The sequence below is a fragment of the Streptomyces sp. NPDC048337 genome (genome assembly GCF_043201175.1).
Taxonomy (GTDB): Bacteria; Actinomycetota; Actinomycetes; order Streptomycetales; family Streptomycetaceae; genus Streptomyces.
The window spans coordinates 252722-279235 of sequence record NZ_JBICYR010000004.1 but is presented as its reverse complement, the minus strand read 5'-3'; the positions used below and the strand labels follow the sequence as shown (position 1 = coordinate 279235).

General features: G+C 72.1%; 26 protein-coding genes and 3 pseudogenes. 14 read left to right on the top strand and 15 right to left on the bottom strand.

The window, feature by feature from the left end; genetic code table 11:
- Positions 1-3 precede the first annotated feature (3 nt).
- Positions 4-1254 (bottom strand): LPXTG cell wall anchor domain-containing protein, encoded by a 1251-nt coding sequence (locus ACGFYU_RS09290; RefSeq protein ID WP_393826650.1) that lies wholly within the window; start codon positions 1252-1254, stop codon positions 4-6.
- A 250-nt stretch (positions 1255-1504) separates the two neighbouring features.
- Positions 1505-2788 (bottom strand): adenylosuccinate synthase, encoded by a 1284-nt coding sequence (locus tag ACGFYU_RS09285; protein WP_393826649.1) that lies wholly within the window; start codon positions 2786-2788, stop codon positions 1505-1507.
- Positions 2789-2972: 184 nt separating this feature from the next.
- Between ACGFYU_RS09285 and ACGFYU_RS09280 the strand changes: the two genes are divergently transcribed.
- A complete protein-coding gene (locus tag ACGFYU_RS09280) occupies positions 2973-3800 on the top strand; it encodes a diacylglycerol kinase (RefSeq protein ID WP_393826786.1) in 828 nt (275 codons plus the stop codon).
- A 77-nt stretch (positions 3801-3877) separates the two neighbouring features.
- On the opposite strand, the gene ACGFYU_RS09275 is transcribed toward ACGFYU_RS09280, so the two are convergent.
- On the bottom strand, positions 3878-4369 hold the full coding sequence (locus ACGFYU_RS09275; protein WP_393826785.1) for a GbsR/MarR family transcriptional regulator: 492 nt from the start codon (positions 4367-4369) through the stop codon (positions 3878-3880).
- A gap of 75 nt (positions 4370-4444) precedes the next feature.
- Between ACGFYU_RS09275 and ACGFYU_RS09270 the strand changes: the two genes are divergently transcribed.
- Positions 4445-5344 carry an ATP-binding cassette domain-containing protein gene (locus ACGFYU_RS09270; protein WP_393826648.1) on the top strand — a complete coding sequence of 300 codons (900 nt, stop codon included), beginning with the start codon at positions 4445-4447 and terminating at the stop codon, positions 5342-5344.
- Positions 5341-6915 (top strand): ABC transporter permease, encoded by a 1575-nt coding sequence (locus tag ACGFYU_RS09265; RefSeq protein WP_393826647.1) that lies wholly within the window; start codon positions 5341-5343, stop codon positions 6913-6915. Before ACGFYU_RS09270 ends, ACGFYU_RS09265 begins: the two co-directional genes overlap by 4 nt.
- On the opposite strand, the gene ACGFYU_RS09260 is transcribed toward ACGFYU_RS09265, so the two are convergent.
- From ACGFYU_RS09260 to ACGFYU_RS09225, 8 genes and pseudogenes are all read right to left on the bottom strand, one after another.
- On the bottom strand, positions 6912-8114 hold the full coding sequence (locus ACGFYU_RS09260) for a cytochrome P450 (protein WP_393826646.1): 1203 nt from the start codon (positions 8112-8114) through the stop codon (positions 6912-6914). The two genes, ACGFYU_RS09265 and ACGFYU_RS09260, sit on opposite strands and share 4 nt — an antisense overlap.
- 20 nt (positions 8115-8134) lie before the next feature.
- Positions 8135-8356 (bottom strand): annotated as a pseudogene (locus tag ACGFYU_RS09255) (phosphohydrolase); the annotation flags it as partial.
- A 170-nt stretch (positions 8357-8526) separates the two neighbouring features.
- Entirely contained in the window at positions 8527-9186 is a 660-nt protein-coding gene (locus tag ACGFYU_RS09250) for a response regulator (RefSeq protein WP_393826645.1), read from the bottom strand.
- Positions 9183-10529, bottom strand: a complete 1347-nt coding sequence (locus tag ACGFYU_RS09245; protein ID WP_393826644.1) for a sensor histidine kinase — start codon at positions 10527-10529, stop codon at positions 9183-9185. The genes ACGFYU_RS09250 and ACGFYU_RS09245 overlap by 4 nt, the downstream gene beginning before the upstream one ends.
- Positions 10530-10617: 88 nt before the next feature.
- Positions 10618-11289: a response regulator gene (locus tag ACGFYU_RS09240; RefSeq protein ID WP_393826643.1), complete on the bottom strand. Its 672-nt coding sequence runs from the start codon at positions 11287-11289 to the stop codon at positions 10618-10620.
- Between the two features lie 2 nt (positions 11290-11291).
- A complete protein-coding gene (locus ACGFYU_RS09235) occupies positions 11292-12629 on the bottom strand; it encodes a sensor histidine kinase (RefSeq protein WP_393826642.1) in 1338 nt (445 codons plus the stop codon).
- A complete protein-coding gene (locus ACGFYU_RS09230) occupies positions 12622-13854 on the bottom strand; it encodes an acyltransferase (RefSeq protein ID WP_393826641.1) in 1233 nt (410 codons plus the stop codon). The genes ACGFYU_RS09235 and ACGFYU_RS09230 overlap by 8 nt, the downstream gene beginning before the upstream one ends.
- Positions 13847-14170 (bottom strand): annotated as a pseudogene (locus tag ACGFYU_RS09225) (alpha/beta hydrolase); the annotation flags it as partial. The pseudogene ACGFYU_RS09225 and the gene ACGFYU_RS09230, both read right to left, overlap by 8 nt.
- Between ACGFYU_RS09225 and ACGFYU_RS09220 the strand changes: the two are divergent.
- Positions 14139-14576, top strand: coding sequence for an HIT family protein (locus ACGFYU_RS09220; RefSeq protein WP_393826640.1), 438 nt, complete (start codon positions 14139-14141; stop codon positions 14574-14576). The pseudogene ACGFYU_RS09225 and the gene ACGFYU_RS09220 overlap by 32 nt on opposite strands.
- Positions 14577-14609: 33 nt before the next feature.
- Here the strand turns inward: ACGFYU_RS09220 and ACGFYU_RS09215 are convergent.
- The 3 genes and pseudogenes from ACGFYU_RS09215 to ACGFYU_RS09205 all read right to left on the bottom strand — a co-directional run.
- Positions 14610-14855 (bottom strand): annotated as a pseudogene (locus tag ACGFYU_RS09215) (LysE family translocator); the annotation flags it as partial.
- A 26-nt stretch (positions 14856-14881) separates the two neighbouring features.
- Positions 14882-15376 (bottom strand): MarR family winged helix-turn-helix transcriptional regulator, encoded by a 495-nt coding sequence (locus tag ACGFYU_RS09210; RefSeq protein WP_393826639.1) that lies wholly within the window; start codon positions 15374-15376, stop codon positions 14882-14884.
- A complete protein-coding gene (locus tag ACGFYU_RS09205) occupies positions 15369-15998 on the bottom strand; it encodes a DJ-1/PfpI family protein (protein WP_393826638.1) in 630 nt (209 codons plus the stop codon). Before ACGFYU_RS09205 ends, ACGFYU_RS09210 begins: the two co-directional genes overlap by 8 nt.
- 215 nt (positions 15999-16213) lie before the next feature.
- Here ACGFYU_RS09205 and ACGFYU_RS09200 point away from each other — a divergent pair, with 215 nt between their 5' ends.
- From ACGFYU_RS09200 to ACGFYU_RS09190, 3 genes are all read left to right on the top strand, one after another.
- Positions 16214-17566: an aspartate aminotransferase family protein gene (locus ACGFYU_RS09200; RefSeq protein ID WP_393826637.1), complete on the top strand. Its 1353-nt coding sequence runs from the start codon at positions 16214-16216 to the stop codon at positions 17564-17566.
- A 121-nt stretch (positions 17567-17687) separates the two neighbouring features.
- Positions 17688-18353 (top strand): GntR family transcriptional regulator, encoded by a 666-nt coding sequence (locus tag ACGFYU_RS09195; protein ID WP_393826636.1) that lies wholly within the window; start codon positions 17688-17690, stop codon positions 18351-18353.
- 121 nt (positions 18354-18474) lie between these two features.
- Entirely contained in the window at positions 18475-19125 is a 651-nt protein-coding gene (locus ACGFYU_RS09190) for a hypothetical protein (protein ID WP_393826635.1), read from the top strand.
- 146 nt (positions 19126-19271) lie between these two features.
- On the opposite strand, the gene ACGFYU_RS09185 is transcribed toward ACGFYU_RS09190, so the two are convergent.
- Positions 19272-20015, bottom strand: coding sequence for an SLATT domain-containing protein (locus ACGFYU_RS09185; protein ID WP_393826634.1), 744 nt, complete (start codon positions 20013-20015; stop codon positions 19272-19274).
- A 267-nt stretch (positions 20016-20282) separates the two neighbouring features.
- Here ACGFYU_RS09185 and ACGFYU_RS09180 point away from each other — a divergent pair, with 267 nt between their 5' ends.
- The 7 genes from ACGFYU_RS09180 to ACGFYU_RS09150 all read left to right on the top strand — a co-directional run bounded on the left by ACGFYU_RS09180 (position 20283) and on the right by ACGFYU_RS09150 (position 26456).
- Positions 20283-20627 (top strand): YbaB/EbfC family nucleoid-associated protein, encoded by a 345-nt coding sequence (locus ACGFYU_RS09180; protein WP_393826633.1) that lies wholly within the window; start codon positions 20283-20285, stop codon positions 20625-20627.
- Positions 20628-20666: 39 nt separating this feature from the next.
- A complete protein-coding gene (gene recR / locus ACGFYU_RS09175) occupies positions 20667-21266 on the top strand; it encodes a recombination mediator RecR (protein ID WP_393826632.1) in 600 nt (199 codons plus the stop codon).
- Entirely contained in the window at positions 21259-21906 is a 648-nt protein-coding gene (locus ACGFYU_RS09170) for a DUF5063 domain-containing protein (protein ID WP_393826631.1), read from the top strand. The genes recR and ACGFYU_RS09170 overlap by 8 nt, the downstream gene beginning before the upstream one ends.
- Positions 21907-22026: 120 nt before the next feature.
- Entirely contained in the window at positions 22027-23301 is a 1275-nt protein-coding gene (locus ACGFYU_RS09165) for an aspartate kinase (protein ID WP_393826630.1), read from the top strand.
- Positions 23298-24371: an aspartate-semialdehyde dehydrogenase gene (locus tag ACGFYU_RS09160; protein ID WP_393826629.1), complete on the top strand. Its 1074-nt coding sequence runs from the start codon at positions 23298-23300 to the stop codon at positions 24369-24371. The genes ACGFYU_RS09165 and ACGFYU_RS09160 overlap by 4 nt, the downstream gene beginning before the upstream one ends.
- 169 nt (positions 24372-24540) lie before the next feature.
- Entirely contained in the window at positions 24541-25353 is an 813-nt protein-coding gene (locus ACGFYU_RS09155; protein WP_393826628.1) for a SigE family RNA polymerase sigma factor, read from the top strand.
- On the top strand, positions 25350-26456 hold the full coding sequence (locus tag ACGFYU_RS09150) for a hypothetical protein (protein WP_393826627.1): 1107 nt from the start codon (positions 25350-25352) through the stop codon (positions 26454-26456). Before ACGFYU_RS09155 ends, ACGFYU_RS09150 begins: the two co-directional genes overlap by 4 nt.
- The last annotated feature ends 58 nt before the right edge of the window (positions 26457-26514 follow it).

Below are 26514 nucleotides of genomic sequence, written 5' to 3'. Positions count from 1 at the left end.
GGATCAGGCGGCGCCGGCGTTGCGACGGCGGCGGGTGGCGAGCCAGAGGGACGTGCCGCCGAGGGCGACGAGGGCGGCCGCGAGGCCCGAGTAGAGGGCGACGTTCGTGTCGGAGCCGGTCTTGGCCAGGTTGCCGCCGGTCGTCGGGGTCGTGGACGCCGAGGCCGAGGCCGAGGGGGTCGCGGTGGCCGAGGCCGACGGGGTCGCCGAGGCCGTGGGCGACGGGGTGCCGGACGGGGTCGGCGAGGGGCTGGTGGGAGTGGTCGGCTTGGCCGGGCCGAGGCCGAAGGTGACCTGCGTGCTCGCGAAGGGCCAGGTGGTCTCGGAACCGAGGCCGACGTGGGACTCCAGCGTGAGCGGCGAGACCCCCTTGACCTGGGTCTTCGCACCGAGCTTCACCCGCAGCCGCACCACGCGCTCGCCGGAGGCGGAGCCGAAGCCCTTGGCGATCTCCGGCAGGCGGAAGTTGCCCGCGCCGTCCGTCTTCAGGTCCTTCCACTGACCGTCGATCAGGGCGCCGATCTGCAGGTCCGACTGCGCCTGGCCCACGCCGTCGAAGTCCCCGCGCAGGAAGGGGGTGAGGGGGTGGCTGAACGCGCCGTCGCCGGTCTGCTTGTACGTGAGCTTCAGTTCACGGCACCGGGTCTCGTCACCGCCGGTCTCGCAGGGGCCAGCGGTCTCGATGCGGGTGTTCAGCTTGCCGGGCGTGATCGCCGGGTCGGACTTGAAGGTGATGGTGGGGGCGCCGCCCTCCGGGATCTCGGAGGCGTAGCTGTCGGCGGTGAGCGAGAAGTCCCCGTTGTTGGTCGGGTAGTCCTTCCCGAGGCCGATCGTGACCTTCCACGTCAGCTTGCCGCCCGCCGGGACCTCGAATCCGGCCTCGGGCTTGCCCGCCGGGTAGAACATGCCCTCCCACTCGCCGTCCTGGTTCCCGACGTGGGACCCGGTCGCCGGCGCGTCCACGGCCTCGACCTTGTAGACCACGTCCGTCGCGAGGAGCGGGCTCGCGCCGGTCGGGTGGCCGTTCAGCCACGGGTGGAAGGCGGCCGGCTTGTCCGAGGGGTTCTTCACGGTCAGCTCGAACGTCTCGGTCGCACCTCCGCGGGTCAGCGGCCCGCTCTGTACGGGAGCGCCCAGCTCCAGCTTCAGCCCGGGCGCGTTGTCGGTGGGCGCGGCGTACGCCGACAGCGGCATCAGCACGGTGCCGGCGACGGCGGCGGTGACGACGGCAGCGGCGGCGGAGCGAACGGGCATGGTGGATTCCCCCGGAATGAACAAGGTGATGAGCGGGCGCGGTGTTGACGGTGCGAAGGTCGCTTCGGGCCGCCGGTTCCTCGAACCCCCCTGGCCGCCGCGATGTGCTCATCCTCACATGCGACGGATCTTGGAACCATCCGCCGCGTGTCACCGCTCTGCAACAGGCCTCGCAGGTCAGAGGCCCATCGGCCCGGATACGCCGGAGGGGCGGGACGCGCGAAGCGGTCCCGCCCCTCCGTTCACGGGCTTAGAGGAACGAGTTGATCTCGATCGTCTCGGTGCGGCCGGGGCCGACGCCGATCGCGGAGATCGGGGCGCCCGACATCTCCTCCAGGGCCTTGACGTACGCCTGGGCGTTCTTCGGGAGGTCCCCGAAGGTCTTGGCCTTGGTGATGTCCTCGGACCAGCCGGGGAGGTATTCGTAGATCGGCTTCGCGTGGTGGAAGTCCGACTGCGAGTACGGGAGCTCCTCGACGCGCTTGCCGTCGATCTCGTACGCGACGCAGACCGGGATCTGCTCCCAGCCGGTCAGCACGTCCAGCTTGGTGAGGAAGAAGTCCGTGAGGCCGTTCACGCGGGTGGCGTAGCGCGCGATCGGCGCGTCGAACCAGCCGCAGCGGCGGTCACGGCCGGTGGTCACACCGCGCTCGCCACCGATGCGGCGCAGGTCCTCGCCGTCCTGGTCGAAGAGCTCGGTCGGGAACGGGCCGGCGCCGACGCGGGTCGTGTAGGCCTTCAGGATGCCGATGACGCGGCTGATCTTCGTCGGGCCGACGCCCGTACCGGTGCAGGCGCCGCCCGCGGTCGGGTTCGAGGAGGTGACGAAGGGGTACGTGCCGTGGTCGACGTCGAGCAGGGTGCCCTGGCCGCCCTCGAAGAGCACGACCTTGTCCTCGTCCAGCGCGTTGTTGAGGATCAGGGTGGTGTCGGCGACGTACGGCTTGATCTGCTCGGCGTACTGGAGCATCTCCTCCACGATCGCGGCGGCGTCGATCGCGCGGCGGTTGTAGAGCTTCGCGAGGAGCTGGTTCTTGCCCTCCAGCGCCGCTTCGACCTTCTGGGTGAGGATCGACTCGTCGTAGAGGTCCTGGACGCGGATGCCGATGCGGTTGATCTTGTCCGCGTACGTCGGGCCGATGCCGCGACCGGTCGTACCGATCTTGCGCTTGCCGAGGAAGCGCTCGCCGACCTTGTCGAGGGTGACGTTGTACGGCGTGATCAGGTGCGCGTTACCGCTGATGAGCAGCTTGGAGGTGTCGATCCCGCGCTCGTTGAGGCCGCGCAGCTCGGAGAGCAGGACGGCCGGGTCGACGACGACACCGTTGCCGATGACCGGGGTGCATCCGGGGGAGAGGATGCCGGAAGGGAGAAGGTGCAGCGCGTACTTCTGGTCGCCCACGACGACCGTGTGGCCGGCGTTGTTGCCACCCTGGTAGCGCACTACATAGTCAACGGATCCACCGAGCAGGTCGGTGGCCTTTCCCTTGCCCTCGTCACCCCACTGAGCTCCGAGCAGCACAAGAGCGGGCACAGGCGTACACCTCTTCCGGATGGGGCATGTCCAAGGTCAGGGGGCGTACGACGATGTACACCGCAGGCTGAGCCGTCGGACCGGTACCCCGGAATAGACGAAGGCCCTGGCGCAATAGCGCAAGGGCCTCTTGCACAAAGATGCTACCCGAGGAAGGACCGAGGTGTCGGCTCCAGAGCCCACCATGAGCCACGCGGGCGCGCCGGTAGGCGGCCTGCTCGTGCTCGTCGACCCGGTCGCCCGCCGTCTTGACGGCGAGTCCGTGCGAATCGCGAAGGATGTGTTGTCAGCGGGAGCTGCGGCGAAAATCTGCCTCCCGGATTCGCAGGAGGAATTTGCGCGGGCACTCGCCCGCCGGGGTCATCGGCGGCCGGTGATCGTGGGCGACGACCGGGCCCTGGTACGGGCCGTGGGGCTGCTGCACCGGGAGCGGGGGCTGGCGGAGGCCGCCCTGGCGCTGGTGCCGGTGGGGCCCGTGGGATCGCTGGGGCTGGCGAGGTCGCTGGGGGTTCCGCTGTCGGCGGTCTCGGGGGCGCGGGCGGTTCTGGACGGCCGCGTCCGGATGTGCGACCTGCTGGTGGACGACAGCGACGGGGTGGTCCTGGGCGCGCTGCGCATCGCCCCGGCCCGTACGTCGCCGCGGCCGGCCGGGCCTTCGGTGTGGAGCGCGTACCGGTCGCTGGTGCGGACGCTGGTCCGGCCGGCGCCCGTACGGACCTCGGGCCACCGGCTGCGGGTGGAGGCGGACGGCGAGGTGCTGGCGGATGTGGACCGCCCGATCCAGGACGTCTCGCTCGCCACGCGCGAGGACGGGGGGCTGGCGGAGGTCGTGGTCCGCACGGGTGAGACCGCGATCAGGACGCGCGCGAAAACGATCACGGTCTCGGGTGCGGATTTCCGCTACCGCGCCGACGCCGCCACGGCGGGCCCGGTCCGCCGCCGCACCTGGACCCTCCACCCGGGCGCCTGGACCCTCACCCTGCCCCACCAGCCGGGCCCGGTCGACCCTTGAGGCGCGTCTGAGGCGCGTCTGAGGCGCCTCTGAGGCGCGTTTGTGGCGCGGGTCCGCGGCGGAGCTCAAGGCCGGGTTCAGCCGAGGTCCAGCGTCGCGCGGTGGGCCCGCCACCGGTCCAGGAGGCCGAGCATCTCGCCCTGCATGAACTCGAAGAACGCCGCCGTCTCCGCGACCCGCGCCCCGGCGGGCGTGTCCGCGCCCAGCCCGGCGGCGCCCTCCCGCAGCGTCTTCTCCCAGAGCGTCAGCACCTGGTCCCGCCGCGTGAAGGTCTCGTACCAGAGCTCGTTGTGCAGCACGTACCGGTCCCGGCGCGAGCCCGGATCCCGCTCCCGGCTGATCATGTTGACCTGGCTCAGGTACGTCACGGCCCCCGACACCGCCGCCGGGCTGATCTGCAGGGCCTCGCCCAGCTCCGCCGAGGTCAGCGCGCCCTCGTCGCTCGCCAGCAGCTGCGCGAAGACCCGCGCGGCCATCCGCTGCATCCCCGCCTCGGTCAGCTGCGCGGCGAACCGCTCCACGAAGCGGGAGACCGCTTCCTCGTTCCGTACCGCCGCCGGTACCGCCATCTCGTCCGCCACCCTCCAAACTTTACGCGATTCCCTAGATTCACAAATTTGTGAAAGTAGCGTACGTTCGGAAGTATGACGAAGGCAATCAGCGTCGCCGGACTCCACAAGTCGTTCGGCCGCACCCACGCACTGGACGGACTCGACCTCTCGGTCGCCACCGGCGAGGTCCACGGCTTCCTCGGCCCCAACGGCGCCGGCAAGTCCACGACCATCCGCGTCCTGCTGGGCCTGCTGCGCGCCGACTCCGGTACCGCCGAGCTCCTCGGCGGCGACCCCTGGGCCGACGCCGTATCCCTCCACCGCCGCGTCGCCTACGTCCCCGGCGACGTCACCCTGTGGCGCAACCTCTCCGGCGGCGAGGTCATCGACCTCTACGGACGGCTGCGCGGCGGCCGCGGCCTCGACCGCGCGCGCCGCGCCGAGCTGATCGAGCGGTTCGAACTCGACCCGACCAAGAAGGGGCGTACCTACTCCAAGGGCAACCGGCAGAAGGTCGCCCTCGTCGCCGCCTTCGCCTCCGACGCCGAACTGCTCATCCTCGACGAGCCCACCTCCGGCCTCGACCCGCTGATGGAGGAGGTCTTCCAGACCTGCGTCGGCGAAGCCCGCGCCGCCGGCCGGACCATCCTGCTCAGCTCGCACATCCTCAGCGAGGTCGAGACCCTCTGCGACCGGGTCAGCATCATCCGCAAGGGCCGCACCGTGGAGACCGGCAGCCTCGCCGACCTGCGCCACCTCACCCGTACGTCCATCAGCGCCGAGCTCGCCGGCCCGCCCAACGGCCTGGCGCACCTGCCGGGTGTCCACGACGTGGAGGTGCAGGGGCTGAAGGTGCGCCTCCAGGCCGACACTGACAAGCTCGACGCCGTCCTGCGCTCCCTCACCGCCTCCGGCGTCCGCTCGCTGACCTCGAACCCGCCCACCCTCGAGGAGCTCTTCCTCCGCCACTACACGGAAGAGGCGTCGCGATGAAGAACCAGCTGGCGGGCACCGGTGCGCTGCTCCGGCTCGCGCTGCGCCGCGACCGCGTGATGATGCCGGTCTGGATCCTGGTCGTGGCGATGCTGGTGCTGAGCCTGCCGGGCGCGCTCGAATCGGTGTACGGCACGGAGGCCGAACGGGCCGGCCTGGTCCGCACGATGAGCACCAACGGCTCGTTGCGCGCCCTGTACGGGCCCCTCTTCGGCGACTCCGTCGGTGCCCTGACCGCCTGGCGCGGCGGGGTCTTCGCCGGGGTGCTCGCCGCCATCATGAGCCTGGTCATCGTGGTCCGGCACACCCGCGAGGAGGAGGAGACGGGCCGTCAGGAACTGCTCTCCGCCGCCATGGTGGGGCGGCAGGCCCCGCTGACGGCCGCGCTGCTGGCGGCCCTCGTCGCCAACACGGCGGTCGCGCTGCTGGTGACGGCCGGGCTGGCCGGGCGGGGCGCGGGCGGTGCGGTGGCGCTCGGGCTCGGCCTCGGCGCCACCGGGATGCTGTTCGCGGGCCTGGCCGCCATCGCGGCGCAGCTCACGGAGGGCGCGCGGCCCGCCAAGGGGCTCACGGGCGCGCTGCTCGGCGCGGCCTTCGTCCTGCGCGCCGCGGGCGACGCGGGCACGCCGGACGGCGGCTCGGTCCTGACCTGGATCTCGCCGCTGGGCTGGCTGGAGCACGTACGGGCCTTCGCGGCCGAACGCTGGTGGGTGCTCGCCCTGTTCGCGGCGGCCACGGTCGCGCAGGTGGCGGCGGCGTACATACTGGCCGGCCGCCGCGACCTGGGCATGAGCTTCCTGCCGGCCCGCCCGGGCCCGGCGCGGGGGCGGCTCGGCTCGGCCGGTGCTCTGGCGTGGCGGCTCCAGCGGCCCGGCCTGATCGGCTGGAGCCTCGGATTCCTCGCGGCCGGTGTGGTCTTCGGCGGGATGACGGAGGGCGCCGCCGAGCTGGTCGGCGACAACGAGAAGACGCGCGAGATCATCGAGCGGATGGGCGGGCAGAGCGGGATCACCGACGCCTTCCTCGCCACGATGGCCGGGATGTTCGGCATGGTCGCCGCGCTGTACGTCGTCTCGGCGGTGCTGCGGCTGAGCGGCGAGGAGGCGGGGCAGCGCGCCGAACCGCTGCTCGCGCACGCGGTGGGCCGGCTGCGCTGGGCCGGCGGGCACCTGGCCGTGGCCTTCGGTGGCTCGGCGCTGATCCTGCTGCTCGCGGGGCTCGGCCTGGGCATCGGGCACGGCCGGGAGGTGGGCGCCGCGGCCGGGGCCACGCTCGCGCAGCTCCCCGCGGTGTGGCTGATCGGGGCGTTCGCCGCGCTCCTGCACGGCGCGGCCCCCCGGTACGCGGCGGCCGCCTGGGCGGTGGCCGGGGCCGCGCTGGTCCTGGGCTGGATCGGCCCGGCGCTGAACCTCCCGCAGGCGGTCCTGGACCTCTCGCCCTTCGCCCACCTGCCCAAGCTCCCGGGCGCCGACTCCCTGGCCTGGGCCCCGCTGCTGACCCTCACCGCCCTGGCGGCGGCCTTCACGGCAACGGGCCTGGCGGCCCTGCGCCACCGCGACATGACCGCCTAGAACTCCACGATCAACTCCCGCAATCCGCGGATGACATACCCGTCCCGCCACTGCGGCTCCTCGACGAGTCGCAGGGGCGGGACCCCGTCTGCCAGCAGGGCCCCGAAGGAGGCTTCCAGCTCCCGCCGGGCCAGCGGCGCCCCCAGGCAGTAGTGGATCCCGGCCCCGAAGCTCAGGTGCGGATTGTCGGCCCGTACGAGGTCCAGCGCGTCGGGGTCGTCGAACCGCGCGGGATCCCGGTTCGCGGACCCGAACAGCAGCGCGACCTCGGCTCCGCGGGGGATCACGGTGTCCCCGACCCGGATGTCGTCGAGCACCCAGCGCTCGAACATCTGCAGGGGTGTGTCGTAGCGCATCAGTTCATCCACAGCTGTGGACAACTTTTCGGGATGCGCGCGGAGGCCGTCGAGCTGCCCGGGATTGCGGAACAGTGCCCACCACCCGTTGACGGTCGTGTTGACGGTCGCCTCGTGCCCGGCGTTCAGCAGGAGCACGCAGGTGGAGATCATCTCCTGCTCGCTGAGCCGGCCCTCCTCATCGTGGGCGGCGATCAGCCCGGAGATCAAATCCTCGCCGGGCCGCGTGCGCCGCTCGGCGATCAGGCTCCGCAGGTACGCGCTGAACTCCACGCTCGCACGCACCGCGCGCCGCGCCGTCTCCTCGTCCGGCCGGAGCTCGTACATCCCGCAGATCTCCGCCGACCAGGGCCTGAGCAGCCCCCGGTCCGCCTCCGGCACCCCCAGCAGCTCCGCGATCACCGCCACGGGCAGCGGCTCGGCGACGACGGTGAGCAGATCCCCGCCCCCGTCCGCGAGCAGCCGCCCCACCAGCTCCCCGGCCAGCCGCCGCACGGCGGGCACGAGCCGCTCCACCGTCCGCGGGGTGAAGGCCTTCGCCACGAGCCTGCGCACCCGCGCGTGCGCAGGATCCTCCAGGTCCAACAGGCCGTTCCCGTTGAGCACGTGGAAGGGCTCGTGCTCCGGCGGCGGAGCCTCGCGCCCGAACTCCTCGTGCGAGAACCGGTGCAGATAGGTCCGCCCCAGCCGCCGGTCCCGCAACAGCGCACTCACATCGGCGTAATGCCCCACCAGCCACTGCCCGGTGGCCTCACACCACACGGCCCGCCCCTGCTCCCGCACCTCCCGGTACGCCGGATACGGATCGGCGACGAACGCGGCATCCCACGGATCAAAGCCCATCCCCGCACCCTAGATCCGGATCACTCCTCCCAGGGAGATCCCTGGATCACCTCCACGAAATCCCCGGTGACGAAACCGGGGACGAAGTGCCGCAGCACGTCCGCCTTCACATTGCCGAAGGTGGTCGCCGGCTTCTGCGCGATGCCCTCGGTGAACGCTTCCAGGATCCGCCGCTTGAATTCCGGCCGCGGGTGCAGCGCGGTGATCTCGGCGCGGGCGGCCGCGCCGACCGGACCCCCGCCGTCTGCACCGGCGCTGCAACGCCCCGGCGGCCAGTCGCAGTTCTCCGCGGCCTCCCGCACCTCACCCACCCGTGACCCGGTCCTGCGCCCCCTCCTCGACGCCATGGCCGCCGACCCCGCGGCCGATCACAGCTTCTCCGCCCTGACCCACCCCGCCCGGCGCCCCGGCCTTATCCCGGGGTCACCAGCCGGGTCTCGTAGGCGAACACCGCCGCCTGGGTGCGGTCCCGCAGGCCCAGCTTCACGAGGATCCGGCTGACATGGGTCTTGATCGTGGACTCCGCGACGATCAGCCGGCCCGCTATCTCCCCGTTGGAAAGCCCCTGCGCGATCAGCACCAGCACCTCCTTCTCCCGCTCCGTCAACTCGCCCACCCCCGCCGGGTCCGCGAGCCTCGGCGTCTCGGAGAGCTTCGAGAACTCCGCGATCAGCCGCTTGGTCACCGAAGGCGCCAGCAACGCCTCCCCGGCCGCCACCACCCGTACCCCGTCCGCCAGCTGACGGGCCGACGCGTCCTTGAGCAGGAACCCTGAGGCCCCCGCCCGCAGCGCCTGGTACACGTACTCGTCGAGGTCGAAGGTCGTCAGGACCAGCACCTTCGCGTCCGTGTCGGCGGCCACGATCTCCCGCGTCGCCTCCAGCCCGTTCATCCGCGGCATCCGGATGTCCATCAGCACCACGTCCGGCCGCAGCGCCGCCACCTGCGCGATGGCCTCCCGTCCGTCGACCGCCTCGCCCACCACCTCGATGCCTTCCATGGCGTTCAGCAGGACGGAGAACCCCTCGCGGACCATCATCTGGTCGTCGACGATCAGCACCCTGATCGTCATGCCACCCCCTCCCGCGGCCCGGTCCCCGGCTCCGGACGGCTGGGCACCGGTATGAACACCGCCACCTCGTACCCGCCCGCCCCGGTCCCGCCGGCCGTCATCTCCCCTTCGAGCATGGCCACGCGCTCCCGCATCCCGGTGATCCCGTGTCCGGCCCCCGGCGAGGGCCGCACATCCCCGGTCCCGGCCTCGTTGACCACGCGTATCCCCAGGCCGCCCAGCACATACGACACCTCCACCGTCGCCGCCGCGCCCGGCGCGTGCCGCAGCGTGTTGCTCACGGCCTCCTGGATGATCCGGTACGCCGACAGCTCCACCCCCTGCGGCAACTCCCGCACCGCGCCCGTGACCGTCTTCTCCACACTCAGCCCGGCCTCCCGCACATTGGCCAGCAGCCCGTCCAACGAGGCCAGCGTCGGCTGCGGGGCGTCCGGCGCCTCGTAGTCCGCGGACCGCACCACACCCAGCACCCGGCGCAGCTCCGTCAGCGCCGCCACCGCGTTCTCCCGGATGGTGACGAACGCCGCCTCCAGCTCCGGCGGCGGGTTCTGCACCCGGTACGGCGCGGCCTCCGCCTGGATCGCCACCACCGACATGTGGTGGGCCACCACGTCGTGCAACTCCCGGGCGATCGTCGTCCGCTCCTCCAGCAGCGTCCGCTTGTCCCGCTCGACGGCCGTCACCTCCTGCTGCGCGCTCACCTCGGCCCGCGCGTGCCGACGTATCTGCAGGCTGCTCGCGATGGCCAGGGCGAAGGCCGAGGTCACGGCCACCTCCGGCAGGTTCGACCCGAACCGGTCGTAGATCAGCACCGAGAGCGCGAAGCCCAGTGCCAGGGTGAGGGTCCACATCCACACCGCCACCCGCGGTCCGGTCCTGAGCGTGACGAGGAACATCACCGACACGTAGGAGAGGAACGCGCCCGGGCTCCAGGGCCAGAAGTCGGACCCGGCCAGCCCCGGCATCGCGGCGAGCACCACGGTCATCGCGACCGCCGCCCACCAGGCCGCGATCGGCCGCACCAGCGTCATCAGCACCGGCGCCGCGGCCAGCAGCGCCGCGAACAGCCGGCCGGCGTCGCCCATGTAACCGGTCTGGGAGGCGGTGGTGAACACCAGGACGAGGAGGGCCAGCGCCACCACCGCCGCATACTGCCGCCACGGCGCGTACCGCCGTATGGAGGCGGGCAGCCACCGGGTGAACCGCCCGGGCCCCTCGGCCAGGGGCAGCGGTCGGTAGGCCAGGGCATCGGTGAGGAGGTCCTGGCGCAGGGTCGCGATCACATCCGATGCCAGTCGGAATTCTGGTGTCCGGGCTGTCCCCCCGGTGGTCCTCTCGCTCATACAGGAACCGTAGGCCGCCACCCACCTGGTCCGCGTCGCCGCCAATGGGGATTTCCCGGCGTCCCCCTCAAGTACTACCTGGGTGAGATCAGTAGCCCGTCGGGCGGACCAGTCCCGTCTCGTACGCGAACACCGCCGCCTGGGTGCGGTCCCGCAGGCCCAGCTTCACAAGGATCCGGCCCACATGCGTCTTCACGGTCTGCTCCGCCACCGTCAGGTGCTGCGCGATCTCCGCGTTCGACAGGCCCTGGGCGACGAGCGTCAGCACCTCGGTCTCCCGCTCCGTCAGTTCGTCGATCCGCGCCCGCGAAGGCGCGCGCGGCGCCCCCAGCCGGGAGAACTCCGTGATCAGCCGCTTCGTGATGTTCGGGGACAGCAGGGCCTCCCCGGCCGCCACCACCCGCACCGCCTCCGCGAGCTGGTCGGCCGACGCGTCCTTCAGCAGGAACCCGGAGGCCCCGGCCCGCAGCGCCTCGTACACGTACTCGTCCAGGTCGAAGGTGGTCAGCACCAGCACCTTCAGCGTGGAGCCGGCGTCGCCCGTGATGACGGACGTGGCCTCGATGCCGCCCATCCCGGGCATGCGGATGTCCATCAGGACCACATCCGGCCCCAGTTCGCCGACCTTGGCCACGGCGTCCGCCCCGTCCACGGCCTGGCCGACCACCTCGATGTCGGGCTGGGCGTTGAGAAGCACGGTGAAACCCTGCCGGACCATCATCTGGTCGTCGGCGATCATCACCTTGATCGGCGTACTCATGATTACCTCTCCGTCTCGGATGAGGAGCCGCCGGGACGGTCCTGCGGATCCATCGGCAGGACGGCGGACACCTCGTACCCGCCGTCGGGGCGCGGACCGGCGGCCAGCTCGCCCCCCAGCATGCCCGCCCGCTCCCGCATCCCCAGCAGCCCGTGCCCAGCGCCGGGCGAGGGCGGCGCCGGCCGGGTCGGAGCCGAGTTGGCGATGCACAGGTGCAGATCGCGGGGGCCGTACGCGATGCCGACCTCCACCCGCGAACCCGACGCGTGACGCAGGCAGTTGCTCAGTGCCTCCTGCACAATCCGGTAGGCGGTGAGCTCGACGCCGGGGGTCAGCGGCCGCCGGATGCCCGCGATCTCGGTGGTGACATCCAGCCCGGCCCCGCGCACGTTGTCCACGAGGCCCTCCAGCTCGGCGAGGGTCGGCTGCGGATGCTGCCGGGCCGCGGGATCGTCCGGTTGCTCGGAACGCAGCACGCCCAGCACCCGCCGCAGCTCCGTCAGGGCTTCCAGCGCGTTCTCCCGGATGCCCGCCAGGTTCTCCTTCAGCTCCTCGGACGGGTTCTCCACCAGGTGCGGGGCGACCTGGGCCTGGATGGAGATGACCGACATGTGGTGGGCGACGACGTCGTGCAGCTCGCGCGCGATCCGGCTGCGCTCCTCGAGCAGGGTGCGCCGGGCGCGCTCCTCCTCGGTGAGCGTCTCCTGCTCGACCAGCTCCCCGCGGGCCAGCCGCAGTGCGCGCAGCGCATAGCCGAGCAGCCCGACGAAGCCGAAGAGGACGACGGCCCCGGTCACGGTGGAACTGCTGTGGTCCGGCCTCAGCAGGAGCTCGGCCAGGCCGGTGCAGGCGACGGAGACGAAGACGACCGCGACCGTGACCCGGGGCGGTACCCGCAGGGCGACCAGGAGGATCACCAGGGCGAAGGCGATGAGCCCGCCCGGTGTCCAGGGCCAGGTCTGGCCCTGACCGACCTGGTCGTGGATCGTCCAGGCACCGAGACCCGCCGCGAGCAGGCCGAGCCACCACGCGGCCATCGGGCGGAACATGGCGAGCGCGATGGAGCCGCCGGTCATGAGCGCGACCACCAGCGGGGTGCCGCCGGTGACGTGGTAGTGGTCACCGAGCTGTTCCGTGGTGAGGAACCCGAAGAAGATGGCGGCGTAGGACACGAGGACGTGCGGCAGCCAGGCCAGCCACCGCGGCCGGGACATCCGGGGGAGGGGGGCCCGCCGCAGGACGAGCAGCTCCTGTGCCGTGGCCCGCAGCATCTCGCTCCGTTTCGCGGGGACCTGTTCCGGGAGCCTGCTCTGCTCGTTCACGTCGTCAAGACTAGGCATGGGTGATCTCCTGGGCGGGCGTGACCCGGGTCCGGGCCGGTACGCGGGAGCCCGTGTGAGTGTGGGACCCGCGGACGGGGGAGCGCCGGGGAGTCCTCGACTCGGTGCGCCGGCCCTGTTCGTACGTACGGAACGCGGCCCAGCACAGCGTCAGCGCGGCGGCGAACACCGGCAGCCACAGGAGCCGGGCGGCTATCCAGCCACCCGAGTCGGGCACGGTGTGCAGCCCGGGCAGGTCGGTCGAGAGCAGCAACCCGACGGCGGTGACGGCCATCATGGCGGTCTGGTGCCAGAGGAAGATCGTCATGGCGGACAGGTTCACCAGGGCCACCTTCGCCCAGGCCGCCGGGCGCCGCATGGCCCGCGCCAGCGGCTCGCGCACCAGCAACGCCAGCCCGCACTGGGCCAGTCCGAACGCGACGGCGGCGAGCGTCGGCGGGTTCAGGTTCGATATCGCAGCCCCCGGGACACCCACCATCGAGGCCGGGTACCCGCCCCAGAGGACGAGCGCGACCGTCGAGGCGCCCCCCGCCGCGAGCAGGAGGAGGGCCGGTCCGCGCCGGGCGAACGCTCCCCGGGACCAGGCGGCGCCCAGGGTGTAGGGGACGAGCCAGCCGGCGGCCACATTGATCCAGCCGGCCCACTCGGGTCCGCCGAGCCCGAAGCGCCAGAGGTCGATCCCCGCCACCACGGCGAGCGGCCACAGCGGGTTCATCCGGGCCACCAGTGGGGTCGCGGCGGTCAGCGCGGCGAAGACGAGGAGGAACCACAAGGGGGAGAGGACCAGCCTGACCAGGGTCTGGACGGTGTCCAGCTCCACCCCGCCGATCAGCATCCCGCCCGCCACGACCGCCCACAGCGTGAGCACGGCGGCGACCGGACGGAACAGCCGCCCCAGCCGCTGCCCGATCCAGGTCCGGTACGAGTTTCCGCGGGCCCGCGCCGTGGCGTAGCCGCGGGCGGCGACATGTCCGCCGACGAGGAAGAACACGGCCAGCGTCTGGAACACCCAGGACACCGGCGCCAGCCAGGACATGTGGGCCAGCGGGCTGGTGTTGCTCAGGCCGCCGTCGGCTGTGGTGAGGGCGGTGACCAGCCAGTGGCCGAGCACCACGCCGAGGATCGCGAAGGCCCGCAGCGCGTCCACGGCGCGGTCCCTGTCGCGCGGGGTGGCACGGTCGACCGCCTCGGCCAGGCCGGTCCAGCGGGCGCGGAGCTTACGCATGGGGGGCCTCCGAAGCGGGCGTGGTGCCGAGGACGATGGCGGCCAGGCCGTCGAGGGACTCGGTGCCCGGCTTGAGGTAGTCGCTGTGCCCGGCCGCGCCGGCGGCGAAGGCCCGCGCCCCGAAGGCGGGGTCCACCGGGTCGGTACCGAAGCCGACTCCGCCGAGCCGGACGTGCGGGACGCTCCCGATCCAGTCGCCGCTGCCCCGGCCGGCCCAGACCCGGGCCGCCGTCGGCAGCTCCCACGCGGACCCGGCCCCCGTGCCCGGACTCCCGTACAGGACCATGTCGCCGACGGCGGAGCCGGTCCTGCGCCGCTTCGAAGCAGGCTTCGCCGTCATCGGCGACCGGCAGTTCCTCCCGGGCTACTCCGTCCTGCTCACCGACGACCCCGCCGTGACCCGGCTCTCCGACCTCCCCCGGCCGCGCAGGATCACGTACCTCACCGACCTGGACCGGCTCGCCGAGGCCGTCGAGCGCGCCTGCCGCAGGATCGACCCGGCATTCCGCCGCGTGAACATCGAGATCCTGGGCAACACCGACCCGTACCTCCACGCCCACATCTGGCCCCGCTACGACTGGGAGCCCGCCGACCGCGTCCGACTGCCCGTCTGGTTTTACGCGGAGGAGTTCTGGCGAGCCGAGCAGTACGCGCTGACCAGCCGCCACGACGGCCTGCGGACCGCCATCGGGGAGGAGCTGGACGCCCTCGAAGAGCCCTAGGCGAGGCCTGGCCGAGGCCTGGCCGCGGGTCAGCTACGTCGTCGCCACGCGCACGCCGAAGCCGATCAGGACCACACCCGTCGTCCGGTCCAGGGCCCGGCGGACACGCGGGCCGGCGAAGAACCGCCGGGCGCGCGCGAGCACGTACACGTACGAGCCCAGCCAGACCAGGGTCAGCAGTACGTGGATCAGGACCAGCAGCGCCATGCCCACCGCCGGGCGCAGGCCGGGCGGGGCGAGGGTGGGGAGCAGCCCGGTGTAGAAGACGGCGATCTTCGGCGGGGTCCCTGCCCCGGCCCCGGGCCTCAGACCGTTGGGGGGTTCGGGGACTGGAGGGTGTCCAGGGCTCTTGTCAGGCGTTCCAGGGCCTGGACCGTTTCCGTGAAGGCGGTGTCTCCCAGTTCGGCGGCGAGGCGGGTGGCCAGGGAGGCGTGGCCCGGGCCGATGCGGGCCACCGCCGCGCGGCCGGCTTCCGTCGGGCGGAGGAGTTTGGCCCGCCGGTGGGCCGGGTTCGGGACGTACTCCGCCAGGCCCTTCGCGGCCAGCAGGTCCGCGATGCGCTGCACGCTCTGCCGGGTGATCCCCATCGCCCGGGCGATGCCCGCCACCGGCAGCGGCTCCCGAAGCACCGCGCCCAGGACCTGCCACCACGCGGCCGTCAGCCCGGCCGGCCGGGCCAGTTCCTCCGAGACCGAGAGGAACTGGCCGTTCAGCCGGAAGATGCCGAGTGCGGTACGGCTCAGGAGGTCCTGGCGGGCGCGGAGCGACAGGTCGTCGTCGCCGGGCACCGGCTCACGCATCGCCCGCCTCCGAGGCCGCCATCAGCACCGGGTACGCGGTCTCGTCCGAGTCGTGGAACAGGCGGTACCACGCGTCCAGGACGTCCGGCTTGTAGACGCCCAGGCGGGCGAAGACCTCGCGGGCGAACGCCACCGGTTCCGTCGGCCCGGCCGTGATCAGGTCGCCGTCCGTCACCGCGTCGGCCTCGACGTAGCGCTCGCCCCCCGCGTAGCCCGGCTGCGGAGCCAGGTAGAAGGAGGCCGCACTGGTGTGCGTACGGCCGTCGAGTACGCCGGCCCGGGCCAGGCCGGCCGTGGCTCCGCAGATCGCCGCGACCGGGACGCCCGCCGCCAGGAACTCCCGTGCCTTGGACGCGAAGGGCGCCAGATCGTCACTGGTGTCCCAGAGCGCGGCACCGGTCAGGATCAGCAGGGAGGAGTCCTCGGGCCGCAGGTCCGCGAGGGACAGGTCCGGCAGGATGCGGACGCCGCCCATCGTGGTGACCGGCTCGCCGGCGGCGAAGCCGACCGTACGGATCTCGTGGCCGCGCTGCGCGAGGTGGGCGGTGGTGTGGCCGGTCTCCCAGTCCGCGTACGTGTCGTAGACCGCCAGGTGGACGGGCTTGCGCGGGGTCTCGGTCATCGTGATCGCCTCCGGGGTCGGGATCAGGCACCGTTTTTTCGTTCCCTGCTATGACAGAAGGCTGTCATGATGGCAGTGTGCTGTCAATGTGTGCGGGCGTACGGGCGTCGCGGACAGCCGCAGACAAGACCGCAGACAGACTGCCGAGAGTGGCCCCCTCACCCCATACAGTCCGCCGATATCCCTCCCCACCTGCGCACTTCTAGCGTGACGACATGACCCCTCATGTCACCGGCGCGACCGTCAAGGCCGCCGACCGCGCTCACGTCTTCCACTCGTGGTCCGCCCAGGCCCTGATCGACCCGCTGGCCGTCGCCGGCGCCGAGGGCTCGTACTTCTGGGACTACGACGGGAACCGCTTCCTCGACTTCTCCTCCCAGCTGGTCAACACCAACATCGGCCACCAGCACCCCAAGGTCGTCGCCGCCGTCCAGGAGCAGGCCGCCCGGCTCTGCACCCTCGCGCCCGGCTTCGCCGTCGACGTCCGCTCCGAGGCCGCACGCCTCATCGCCGAGCGGACCCCCGGCGACCTGGACAAGATCTTCTTCACCAACGGCGGCGCCGAGGCCGTCGAGAACGCCGTACGGATGGCCCGGCTGCACACCGGCCGGCAGAAGGTGCTGTCCACCTACCGCTCGTACCACGGCGCCACCGCCGCCGCGATCAACCTCACCGGCGACCCGCGCCGCTGGCCCTCCGACACGGCCGCCGCCGGCGTCGTGCACTTCTGGGGCCCGTTCCTCTACCGCTCCGCCTTCCACGCCACCACCGAGGCCGAGGAGTGCGACCGCGCCCTCGCGCACCTCGCCGACACCATCGCCTTCGAGGGACCGCAGACCATCGCGGCGATCATCCTGGAGAGCGTGCCCGGCACCGCCGGGATCATGACCCCGCCGCCCGGCTACCTCGCCGGCGTGCGCGAGCTCTGCGACGCCCACGGCATCGTCTTCATCCTGGACGAGGTCATGTCCGGATTCGGCCGCACCGGCCGGTGGTTCGCCGCCGACCACTGGGGCGTCACCCCCGACCTGATCACCTTCGCCAAGGGCGTGAACAGCGGATACGTGCCGCTCGGCGGCGTCGCCATCTCCGCCGCCGTCGCCGAGACCTTCGCCACCCGCCCCTACCCGGGCGGACTGACCTACTCCGGTCACCCCCTGGCCTGTGCCGCCGCCGTCGCGACGATCAACGCGATGGAGGAGGAGGGCATCGTCGAGCACGCCGCCCACCTCGGCGAGAACGTGATCGGCCCGGCGCTCGCCGAGATGGCGGAGCGGCACCCTTCGGTCGGGGAGGTCCGGGGTCTGGGCACCTTCTGGGCCCTGGACCTCGTACGGGACAAGGAGACGCGCGAGCCGCTCGTCCCGTACAACGCGTCGGGCGCCGCCAACACGCCGATGGCCGAATTCACCGCGGCCTGCAAGGCCTCCGGCCTGTGGCCGTTCGTCAACATGAACCGGACGCACGTCGTCCCGCCGTGCACGATCACGGACGCGGAGGCGAAGGAGGGCCTCGCCCTGCTGGACGAGGCGCTGACGGTCGCCGACCGCCACACCACGGCCGGATAGTGGCCGGATTTCCGTCCGCATAACGGTTGGTAGATCCGTATAACGATCGCCAACCGCTCGGTTTCGGCCGCGCTGTCTGGCCTAAGGTGTCCGGAGTCCTACCCGGAGGAGACGGACCCTTATGCCAGGCAGCGGCGCTGTCACCCGCAACACACTTCGCCAGCAGATCGCGGACGCGCTGCGTGACGAGGTGCTCGCGGGACGTCTGCCGCCGGGGACCGAGTTCACCGTCAAGCAGATCGCCGAGAAGTACGAGGTCTCCGCGACCCCGGTCCGCGAGGCGCTCGTGGACCTCTCGGCCCAGGGCCTGCTGGAACTGGTCCAGCACCGCGGTTTCCGCGTGCGGATCTTCTCCGTGGACGACTTCCGCGGAATGATCGAGGCGCGCTCGCTGGTCGTCGACGGGATCTTCCGCCGGCTGGCCGAGCACGGCACCGCCCCGGGCGCCGCCGAGATGCTGGTGTCGGTGCGCCGCCGGGCCGAGGAGGCGCGGCGGGCCGCGGAGAGCGGTTCGCTCGAAGTGCTGATCGGCTACGACCTCCGCTTCTGGCGGGAGCTCAGCGAGCTGGTCGGCAACACCTACATCTCGGAGTTCCTGCACCGCATCCGCGTGCAGTGCTGGGTCTTCGCCGTACCCCACCTCCAGCGGGAGCCGCAGCTGCGGGCGGCGCTGTGGTGCGGGCACCGCGAGCTGGTGGAGGCGGTGACACTGGCGGACGCGGACGCGGTGCGGCGCATCGTGCACGAGTACAACGAGCACGGTCTGGAGTGGGCCGCCCGCCTGTAGGGGCGTGCGGTGCGGGGCCAGGACGTCACCCGCCGTATACCGGGTTCTGCGCACCCCTTCGCGGAGGGTGTCCGGCGCACTACGCTGGCCGGATCGGCGGCAACGACTGATCGGAGCCCGCGTGGCCTGTGACCTGTGGCTGGTCCCCCTTGTCGACGTGCTGTGCCACAGCCCCGACAACCCGTTCGCGGAAGAGATCGCCTCGTACGACAAGGCGCTGGGCGAGGCGGGTCTGCCGTCGGTGCCCGTGTTCGCATACATGCCGGGCCTGAGCGGGGACGTGGCTCCGGTGGCCGGCTTCGACTACGACGCCCTGCACTTCCTGCGGCGGGCGTACCTGCTCCAGATCTGCGGGCTGCCGGTGACGCCGGTGGACGAGCTGGGCGGGGACTACGAGCAGCTCCTGGAGATGTTCGAGTCGACGGCCCAGCAGTCGCACCTGGTGTGGCACTACGACCACGCGGGGGCGTACGTGCCGGTGGACTTCGCGGCTCCGCTGGCGAACGAGGAGCTGTTGGCCGGGGGCGGGCCGCTGGGATCCGCGCACGGGCTGCTGCGGGAGCTGGCCTTCGTGGCGCCGGCGATCGGGATAGACCCGGCGAACCCGCCCGCCGCGCCGGCCCCTCCGGGGCGGCCGACGTCGTTGGAGGAGCCGGCGGGGCCGATTCCCTATGACGACAGTCCGTTCGCGCGGGAGCGGCATGTGTGGCTGGGGTTGCATGCGGCCGCTACGCGGAGCCTGGGGCAAGGCTCGATGATCATCTTCAGCTGAGCGGTGGTTCCCGGGTGCCGGGCCGGGGTCGTTCGTCGGCTGCGCCCCGGCCTCCTGGGGCTCCGCCCCAGACCCCGCGCCTCAAACGCCGGCGAGGCTGGATTTGCCCCGCGCCTCACACGCCGGCGGCACTGAATCCGATCAAGTCAGCGCGGCTGTTCCGGCGGGCGTTGGCGGGGCATGTTCGGGCGGGTGCCCGGGGGGAGGGGGAAGCGGGCCGGGGGGATGTACGCGTCCGCGCGCGTACCGGCGGCGCCCAGGGACTGCATCACCAGGGGCGCGGGGCCGGAGCTGAACTCCACCATCCACTCCGCGGTCTCCGAGCGGACGAGCTCCGTCACGTCCTCCGAGAAGCGGCGCAGCACCGTGAGGCAGCGTTCCGCGGCCTCGCTGGCGGTGCCCTCCGTCGGGCCGAGCACCTCCCGTACGTTCTCCGAGGCCCAGTCGAACTGGAGGGTCTGCAGGCGGCGCTGCACCGCCTGGGCGGTGGCCACGTCCCGCATCCAGCCCGAGGTCAGGCCGAAGAACCGGTCGCAGGCCAGGCAGGCCGCGCCGAGGAGGAGCGACAGGTACCCGTACGCCGACGCGCCCGGCGCCGAGCCCGTCAGCTCCAGCAGCGGCATGGCGGCGCCCGTGACGGCGCCCACGGCCGCCCCGGCACGCAGCACGCGCGCCCCCCGGCGCTTCCACGCCCGGTCGGACAGATACCACTCGGCGGTGCGCAGTGCGTCGGCCTCGACCCGCCGGTAGAGCTCGTCGAGCCGCTCGGCGGGCTCGCCCCAGTCCCCCAGGGGGAAGGGCCGACCGGTCAGATCGCCCGCCATCGGCCCGCCGCCCTCCTCCCGGGGATCCCGGGGTGGCCCCTCGGGCTGCATCTCCGGCTGGCTCACCCGGCACTCCCTCTGCCTGCGCTGACGTGTGGTGGTGCGCGTGTGCGCAATGATGCGCATGCTCTTCCTACCTTCGAATGACGCTCGATGGACAACGAATCCCGGGATTTCCGCCCACAAGGAGGTCTCCATCAGGTACGCGTACGCCCCGTCTCTCACTCGAAAGAGTTGGTCCTCACGGCGTAGGGCGCGGCGCCCGGGGAGCACGTAGGCTCGGATTGACCGAGCCGCCCCAGGCTCGGACCGATGCTACGGAGTGAGTGACCTGTGATTCCCGGTGGTGGCCAGCCCAACATGCAGCAGCTGCTCCAGCAGGCCCAGAAGATGCAGCAGGACCTCGCCGCGGCCCAGGAGGAGCTCGCGAAGGCCGAGGTCGAGGGCCAGGCCGGCGGCGGTCTCGTCAAGGCGACCGTCACCGGTTCCGGTGAACTGCGCGCGCTGGTGATCGACCCGAAGGCCGTGGACCCGGAGGACACCGAGACCCTCGCCGACCTGGTGGTGGCGGCGGTCCAGGCGGCCAACGAGAATGCCCAGGCGCTCCAGCAGCAGAAGCTGGGCCCGCTGGCCCAGGGGCTGGGCGGCGGCAGCGGCATTCCCGGCCTTCCGTTCTAGTCCCCGCAACACCCACCGACACCGAAAGAAGGCAGTCCGTTGTACGAAGGCGTGGTCCAGGACCTGATCGACGAACTGGGCAGGCTGCCCGGCGTCGGGCCCAAGAGCGCGCAGCGGATCGCCTTCCACATCCTGCAGGCCGAGCCCACCGACGTCCGCCGCCTCGCGCACGCGCTGCTGGAGGTCAAGGAGAAGGTCCGGTTCTGCGCGGTGTGCGGGAACGTGGCGCAGGAGGAGCAGTGCGGGATCTGCCGTGACCCGCGCCGCGACGCCACGGTGATCTGTGTCGTGGAGGAGCCGAAGGACGTCGTCGCGATCGAGCGGACCCGCGAGTTCCGGGGCAGGTACCACGTCCTCGGCGGCGCGATCAGCCCGATCGAGGGCGTCGGCCCCGACGACCTGCGCATCCGCGAGCTGCTGGCGCGCCTCGCGGACGGCACGGTCACCGAGCTGATCCTCGCGACCGACCCGAACCTGGAGGGTGAGGCGACCGCCACCTACCTCGCCCGCATGATCAAGCCCATGGGCCTGAAGGTCACCCGCCTGGCCAGCGGGCTCCCCGTCGGGGGAGATCTGGAGTACGCGGACGAGGTCACGCTCGGGCGGGCCTTTGAAGGAAGGCGACTTCTCGATGTCTGACGCAACGCTGCACGCCCTCGGCCAGGATCCGGACGACTTCGCCGCCTCGATCGCGGACCAGATCGAGTCGTTCATCGTCGCGGTCACCGAGGTCGCCAAGGGCGAGGACCCGGACAGCGCGGTGCCCTTCCTCCTCCTGGAGGTCTCCCAGCTGCTGCTCGCGGGCGGCCGGCTGGGCGCGTACCAGGACGTGCTGCCCGAGGAGCGCTACGAGCCCGACCTCGGCCCGGAGCCGGACGTGGACGACCTGCGCGAGCGGTTCGCGATCATGCTGGAGCCGGTCGACGTCTACTCCGAGGTCTTCGACCCGTACGAGCCGCGCAAGGCCCCGGTGGCGCACCGGATCTCCGACGACGTGGCCGACGTGGTCGCCGACCTGCGGCACGGCCTCATCCACCTCCAGGAGGGCCGGGTCACCGAGGCGCTGTGGTGGTGGCAGTTCTCGTACTTCACCAACTGGGGCCCGACGGCCTCGGCCACCCTGCGCGCCCTCCAGTCGCTGATCGCGCACGTACGACTGAACCAGCCCCTCGCGGCCCTGGACGGCCTGGACACGGACGAGGACCTGGCCGAGGACGACCTGGCGGAGCAGGCCGGGCAGGTCATGGCCGAGGAGCTCGGCGGACTCGGCCGAAAGTAAAGCCCCTGGTGGGGAACGTATTCTTTGATCCTTTCGTCTCATGATGTGGTACGAAGCGGTCGGATCGCGGCCGCTCGTTAGACTGCACCAGCAATGAGACGGACTGAGCGAGGAGCGCACGTGGGCCTTGTCGTGCAGAAGTACGGAGGCTCCTCCGTAGCCGATGCCGAGGGCATCAAGCGCGTCGCCAAGCGGATCGTGGACGCCAAGAAGAACGGCCACCAGGTGGTCGTCGTGGTTTCCGCGATGGGCGACACGACGGACGAGCTGATCGATCTCGCCGAGCAGGTATCCCCGATGCCTGCCGGGCGTGAGTTCGACATGCTGCTGACCGCCGGAGAGCGGATCTCCATGGCCCTGCTGGCCATGGCGATCAAAAACCTGGGCCACGAGGCCCAGTCGTTCACCGGTAGCCAGGCAGGCGTCATCACCGACTCGGTCCACAACAAAGCGCGCATCATCGATGTCACGCCGGGCCGTATCCGCACCGCGCTGGACGAGGGCAACATCGCCATCGTCGCCGGCTTCCAGGGCGTGTCCGCGGACTCCAAGGACATCACCACCCTCGGCCGCGGCGGCTCGGACACCACCGCCGTCGCGCTCGCCGCGGCGCTGGACGCCGAGGTCTGCGAGATCTACACCGACGTGGACGGCGTCTTCACCGCCGACCCGCGCGTGGTGAAGAAGGCCCGGAAGATCGACTGGATCTCCTCCGAGGACATGCTGGAGCTCGCCGCCTCCGGTTCCAAGGTGCTGCTGCACCGCTGTGTCGAGTACGCACGCCGATACAACATCCCGATCCACGTCCGCTCGTCCTTCTCGGGACTGCCGGGCACGTGGGTCAGCAACGAGAATCCGCAAGGGGACGAGCAGGTGGAGCACGCCATCATCTCCGGAGTCGCTCACGACGTCTCCGAAGCCAAGATCACGGTCGTCGGCGTCCCGGACAAGCCGGGCGAGGCCGCGGCGATCTTCCGCGCCATCGCGGACGCCGAGATCAACATCGACATGATCGTGCAGAACGTGTCGGCGGCCTCGACTGGCCTCACCGACATCTCCTTCACGCTCCCCAAGGCCGAGGGCCACAAGGCCATCGACGCCCTGGAGAAGGCGAAGTCCGTCATCGGCTTCGACTCCCTGCGCTACGACGACCAGATCGGCAAGATCTCCCTGGTCGGCGCGGGCATGAAGACGAACCCGGGCGTCACCGCCTCCTTCTTCCAGGCGCTGTCCGACGCGGGCGTCAACATCGAGCTGATCTCGACCTCCGAGATCCGCATCTCGGTCGTGACCCGCCAGGACGACGTCAACGAGGCCGTCCGCGCCGTGCACACGGCCTTCGGCCTCGACTCCGACAGCGACGAGGCCGTCGTCTACGGAGGCACCGGACGATGACCGCCGACCGGTCCTCCGGCCCGGCGCTCGCCGTGGTCGGAGCGACCGGAGCAGTCGGTTCGGTCCTGCTCCAGATCCTGTCCCAGAGGGCGGACGTCTGGGGCGACATACGCCTGATCGCCTCCGCGCGCTCGGCCGGCCGCATGCTGGCCGTCCGCGCGGAGGAGACCGAGGTGCTCGCCCTCACCGAGGACGCCTTCGACGGCCTCGGCGTCGGCGATGTGGCCCTCTTCCTCACCCCGGCCGAGGTCTCGGCCCGCTGGGCGCCCGTGGTCACCGCGCGCGGCGTCGTGGTCGTGGACCAGTCCGCCGCCTTCCGGGAGGATCCGGAGGTGCCGCTGGTCGTGCCCGAGATCAACGGGCACGCCGTACGGATCCGGCCGCGCGGCATCGTCGCCGCCCCGGACACCGTGACCGCCGCGATGATCGCCTCCCTCGGCGCGCTGCACGCCGAGTACTCCCTCTGCGAGCTGGCCGTCTCCACGTACCAGGCCGCGAGCGCCGCCGGCCGGGCCGGAACCGAGGTGCTGCGCCGCCAGCTGTCCCTCGTCGCCGGCACCTCCCTCGGCGAGCAGACCGGTGATGTACGCCGGGCCGTCGGTGACGACACCGGCCCCTTCGAGGCCCCGCTCGCCCTCAACGTCGTGCCCTGGTCCGGTGAGCTGCGAGCCGACGGCTGGTCCTCGCACGAGCTGGCCGTACGGGCGGAGACGCGCCGGATCCTGGACCTGCCGGAGCTGCCGGTCGCCGTGACCTGCGTACAGGTGCCGGTGGTGACCGGGCATTCCCTGACCGTGCGGGCCCGTTTCGAGAACGAGGTGGAGGCCGCGCACGCCCGGGAGATCCTGGAGGCCGCGCCGGGCGTGGTCCTCGTGGACGACCCGGAGGCGGGGGAGTTCCCGACCCCTTCGGACGCCGCGGGGACGGATCCTGCCTGGGTGGGGCGGGTGCGGGTCTCGCTCGACGACCGGCGCTCGCTGGAGTTCTTCGTGTGCGCCGACAATCTCCGCAAGGGCGCCGCCCTGAATGCGACTCAGATCGCGGAACTGATCGCAGGTGAATTTGCGTAATTCGCTTTGTAGGATCGTTCCCGATCCCTTGATCAAGGTGATGGCCCGACTGCCGTCTCGAAGGACGGGGCAATCGGGAAGAGCGGGTACGCATGAGGGCAATGGGGATTTTGCTGGCTGGACTGCCTCGCGCGTACAACCCTGACGGGGGGACGCGTGTCCTACAGGCGTGGCAGAGGCACTGCTGGAATTGGCCGTCCTACCGGCGCGCACCGGGTTCGTCCCGTCGCACCGGGGCTCCCGTGCACCCCGCGGCGGTCTTCCCGTGATCGTTCCCGTCCCGCCGGCGGGGCCGGCCGACGCGCCCGTACGGGCGGCCACCACGACCCGGGGCGGCCGTGTGCCCGCGCCGCGCGACAGCGCTGACGGGTCGGGGAGCAGCAGTACGGGAGGTTCGGCGCAGCCGGTGGAGTCGGCCATGACGGCCGCAGCCGCCGAGACCGTCGACACCGCCGCGACGGCCGAGACGGTGACCGGGGTGGTGGCCGGAACCACCGTCGACCACCTCACCGAGACCTACCAGGCGCACTACCGCTCGCTCCTCGGCCTGGCCGCGCTCCTCCTCGACGACACCGCCTCCTGCGAGGACGTGGTCCAGGAGGCGTTCATCCGCGTCCACTCGGCCCGGAACCGGGTCCGCGACCGCGACAAGACGCTGGCGTACCTGCGCCAGACCGTCGTGAACCTCTCCCGGTCCGCCCTGCGCCGGCGCATCCTCGGCCTCAAGCTGCTGTCGAAGCCGATGCCGGACATGGCGAGCGCCGAGGAGGGCGCGTACGACCAGCTGGAACGGGACGATCTGATCAAGGCGATGCGCGGACTGCAGCGGCGCCAGCGAGAGGTACTGGTGCTGCGCTACTTCGCGGACATGACGGAAGCCCAGGTGGCCGAGACGCTGGGAGTGTCCCTCGGCTCGGTGAAGGCGTACGGATCGCGGGGCATTGCCGCGCTGCGGGTGGCGATGGAGGCTGCGCAATCATGATGGACGACCACATTCCGCCGGGCGGCGCGAGCGAGGAGCAGGCCCTGCGGAGCCTGCTGCGCGGAGCCGTCGAGGGACTGGAGCCCTCCGAGGGGGCGCTGGAGCGGCTGCGGTACGCGGTCCCCGCGCGCCGGACCCTCAAGCGGCAGGTACTCGTCGGCGCCGCGGCGGTGGCCCTGCTCGCCGGGACCGCGATCCCGGCCGCCATGCACATGACGGCGGCCGAGAGCGACCCCACCCAGCACTCGGCCATGGCCGGGCACGGTACGCAGCCCGGCGGCAAACCGGGCGCGACCCCCGTCGATCCGCACCAGAACGGATCCGGGGCCCATCCGAGGTCCTCCCGCTCCGCCGGTTCCGGCCCCGACGCGGGCGGCACCGTCGGGCAGCCGCTCCCGAGCCTCGGCGGTTTCCCGTCCGGCGGCGTGACGGCCGGCCCGTCGGGCGGCCCCGCCGCCTCGGCCGGGCCCAGCGGTACCGCGGCAGGCCCGGTCGCCGGGGGAGGACCGTACCCGCCGGCGGCCGCCGCGGGCGTCCCCGGGTGCGGATCCGAGCAGCTGGGGGTGGTGGGCTCGGCCCGCGCCCCCGAGGCCGACGGCAAGGTCTACGGCAGCTTCAAGGTCACCAACGTCTCGGGACGCGGCTGCAGCGTCACCGGCCCGGACACGGTGACGGCGGCCGCCGCGGCCGGTACGGCGCCGGGCCAGGGCTCCGGGGTCACCGTGGTCGGCCACACGGCGGGCGACCCGGCGAGCGGGCTGCTGCCGGACCCCTCGGTGGAGGCTGCGGCGCTGGTGCTGCCGCCGAACACGGCGTACGAGGTCCGCTTCGCGTGGGTGCCGTCGGGGGAGGCCTGTACGGCGGCGAGCCCGGGCGCGAGCGCGAAGCCGCCGCAGGGGCAGAGCACGGACGCCGGGACGGGCACGTCCGGAGCCGTGGGTTCCCCCGGCACGCAGGCGGGCGAGCCCGCGAATCCGGCCGGCGTGGCGGTGTCCCACACCCCGCAGACGGGCTCCCCGACCACCCGGACAACGATTCCCGAGGCCTGCGGAGGCACCCTGTACCGCACGGGCACGATCCCGGTGGAGCCCCCGAAGCCGTAGCGAGTACAGCCTCGCCGGCGTTTGAGGCGTGGGGGTCCCCCCGGACGGAGTCTGGGGG

What these genes read in the sequence shown, in the direction of transcription:
- ACGFYU_RS09290 (WP_393826650.1), bottom strand. Translation starts at nt 1,254, where the DNA reads ATGCCCGTTCGCTCCGCCGCCGCTGCCGTCGTCACCGCCGCCGTCGCC.
- ACGFYU_RS09280 (WP_393826786.1), top strand. Translation starts at nt 2,973, where the DNA reads ATGAGCCACGCGGGCGCGCCGGTAGGCGGCCTGCTCGTGCTCGTCGAC.
- ACGFYU_RS09275 (WP_393826785.1), bottom strand. Translation starts at nt 4,369, where the DNA reads ATGGCGGTACCGGCGGCGGTACGGAACGAGGAAGCGGTCTCCCGCTTC.
- ACGFYU_RS09270 (WP_393826648.1), top strand. Translation starts at nt 4,445, where the DNA reads ATGACGAAGGCAATCAGCGTCGCCGGACTCCACAAGTCGTTCGGCCGC.
- ACGFYU_RS09265 (WP_393826647.1), top strand. Translation starts at nt 5,341, where the DNA reads ATGAAGAACCAGCTGGCGGGCACCGGTGCGCTGCTCCGGCTCGCGCTG.
- ACGFYU_RS09260 (WP_393826646.1), bottom strand. Translation starts at nt 8,114, where the DNA reads ATGGGCTTTGATCCGTGGGATGCCGCGTTCGTCGCCGATCCGTATCCG.
- ACGFYU_RS09250 (WP_393826645.1), bottom strand. Translation starts at nt 9,186, where the DNA reads ATGACGATCAGGGTGCTGATCGTCGACGACCAGATGATGGTCCGCGAG.
- ACGFYU_RS09245 (WP_393826644.1), bottom strand. Translation starts at nt 10,529, where the DNA reads ATGAGCGAGAGGACCACCGGGGGGACAGCCCGGACACCAGAATTCCGA.
- ACGFYU_RS09240 (WP_393826643.1), bottom strand. Translation starts at nt 11,289, where the DNA reads ATGAGTACGCCGATCAAGGTGATGATCGCCGACGACCAGATGATGGTC.
- ACGFYU_RS09235 (WP_393826642.1), bottom strand. Translation starts at nt 12,629, where the DNA reads ATGCCTAGTCTTGACGACGTGAACGAGCAGAGCAGGCTCCCGGAACAG.
- ACGFYU_RS09230 (WP_393826641.1), bottom strand. Translation starts at nt 13,854, where the DNA reads ATGCGTAAGCTCCGCGCCCGCTGGACCGGCCTGGCCGAGGCGGTCGAC.
- ACGFYU_RS09220 (WP_393826640.1), top strand. Translation starts at nt 14,139, where the DNA reads ATGTCGCCGACGGCGGAGCCGGTCCTGCGCCGCTTCGAAGCAGGCTTC.
- ACGFYU_RS09210 (WP_393826639.1), bottom strand. Translation starts at nt 15,376, where the DNA reads ATGCGTGAGCCGGTGCCCGGCGACGACGACCTGTCGCTCCGCGCCCGC.
- ACGFYU_RS09205 (WP_393826638.1), bottom strand. Translation starts at nt 15,998, where the DNA reads ATGACCGAGACCCCGCGCAAGCCCGTCCACCTGGCGGTCTACGACACG.
- ACGFYU_RS09200 (WP_393826637.1), top strand. Translation starts at nt 16,214, where the DNA reads ATGACCCCTCATGTCACCGGCGCGACCGTCAAGGCCGCCGACCGCGCT.
- ACGFYU_RS09195 (WP_393826636.1), top strand. Translation starts at nt 17,688, where the DNA reads ATGCCAGGCAGCGGCGCTGTCACCCGCAACACACTTCGCCAGCAGATC.
- ACGFYU_RS09170 (WP_393826631.1), top strand. Translation starts at nt 21,259, where the DNA reads ATGTCTGACGCAACGCTGCACGCCCTCGGCCAGGATCCGGACGACTTC.
- ACGFYU_RS09160 (WP_393826629.1), top strand. Translation starts at nt 23,298, where the DNA reads ATGACCGCCGACCGGTCCTCCGGCCCGGCGCTCGCCGTGGTCGGAGCG.
- ACGFYU_RS09150 (WP_393826627.1), top strand. Translation starts at nt 25,350, where the DNA reads ATGATGGACGACCACATTCCGCCGGGCGGCGCGAGCGAGGAGCAGGCC.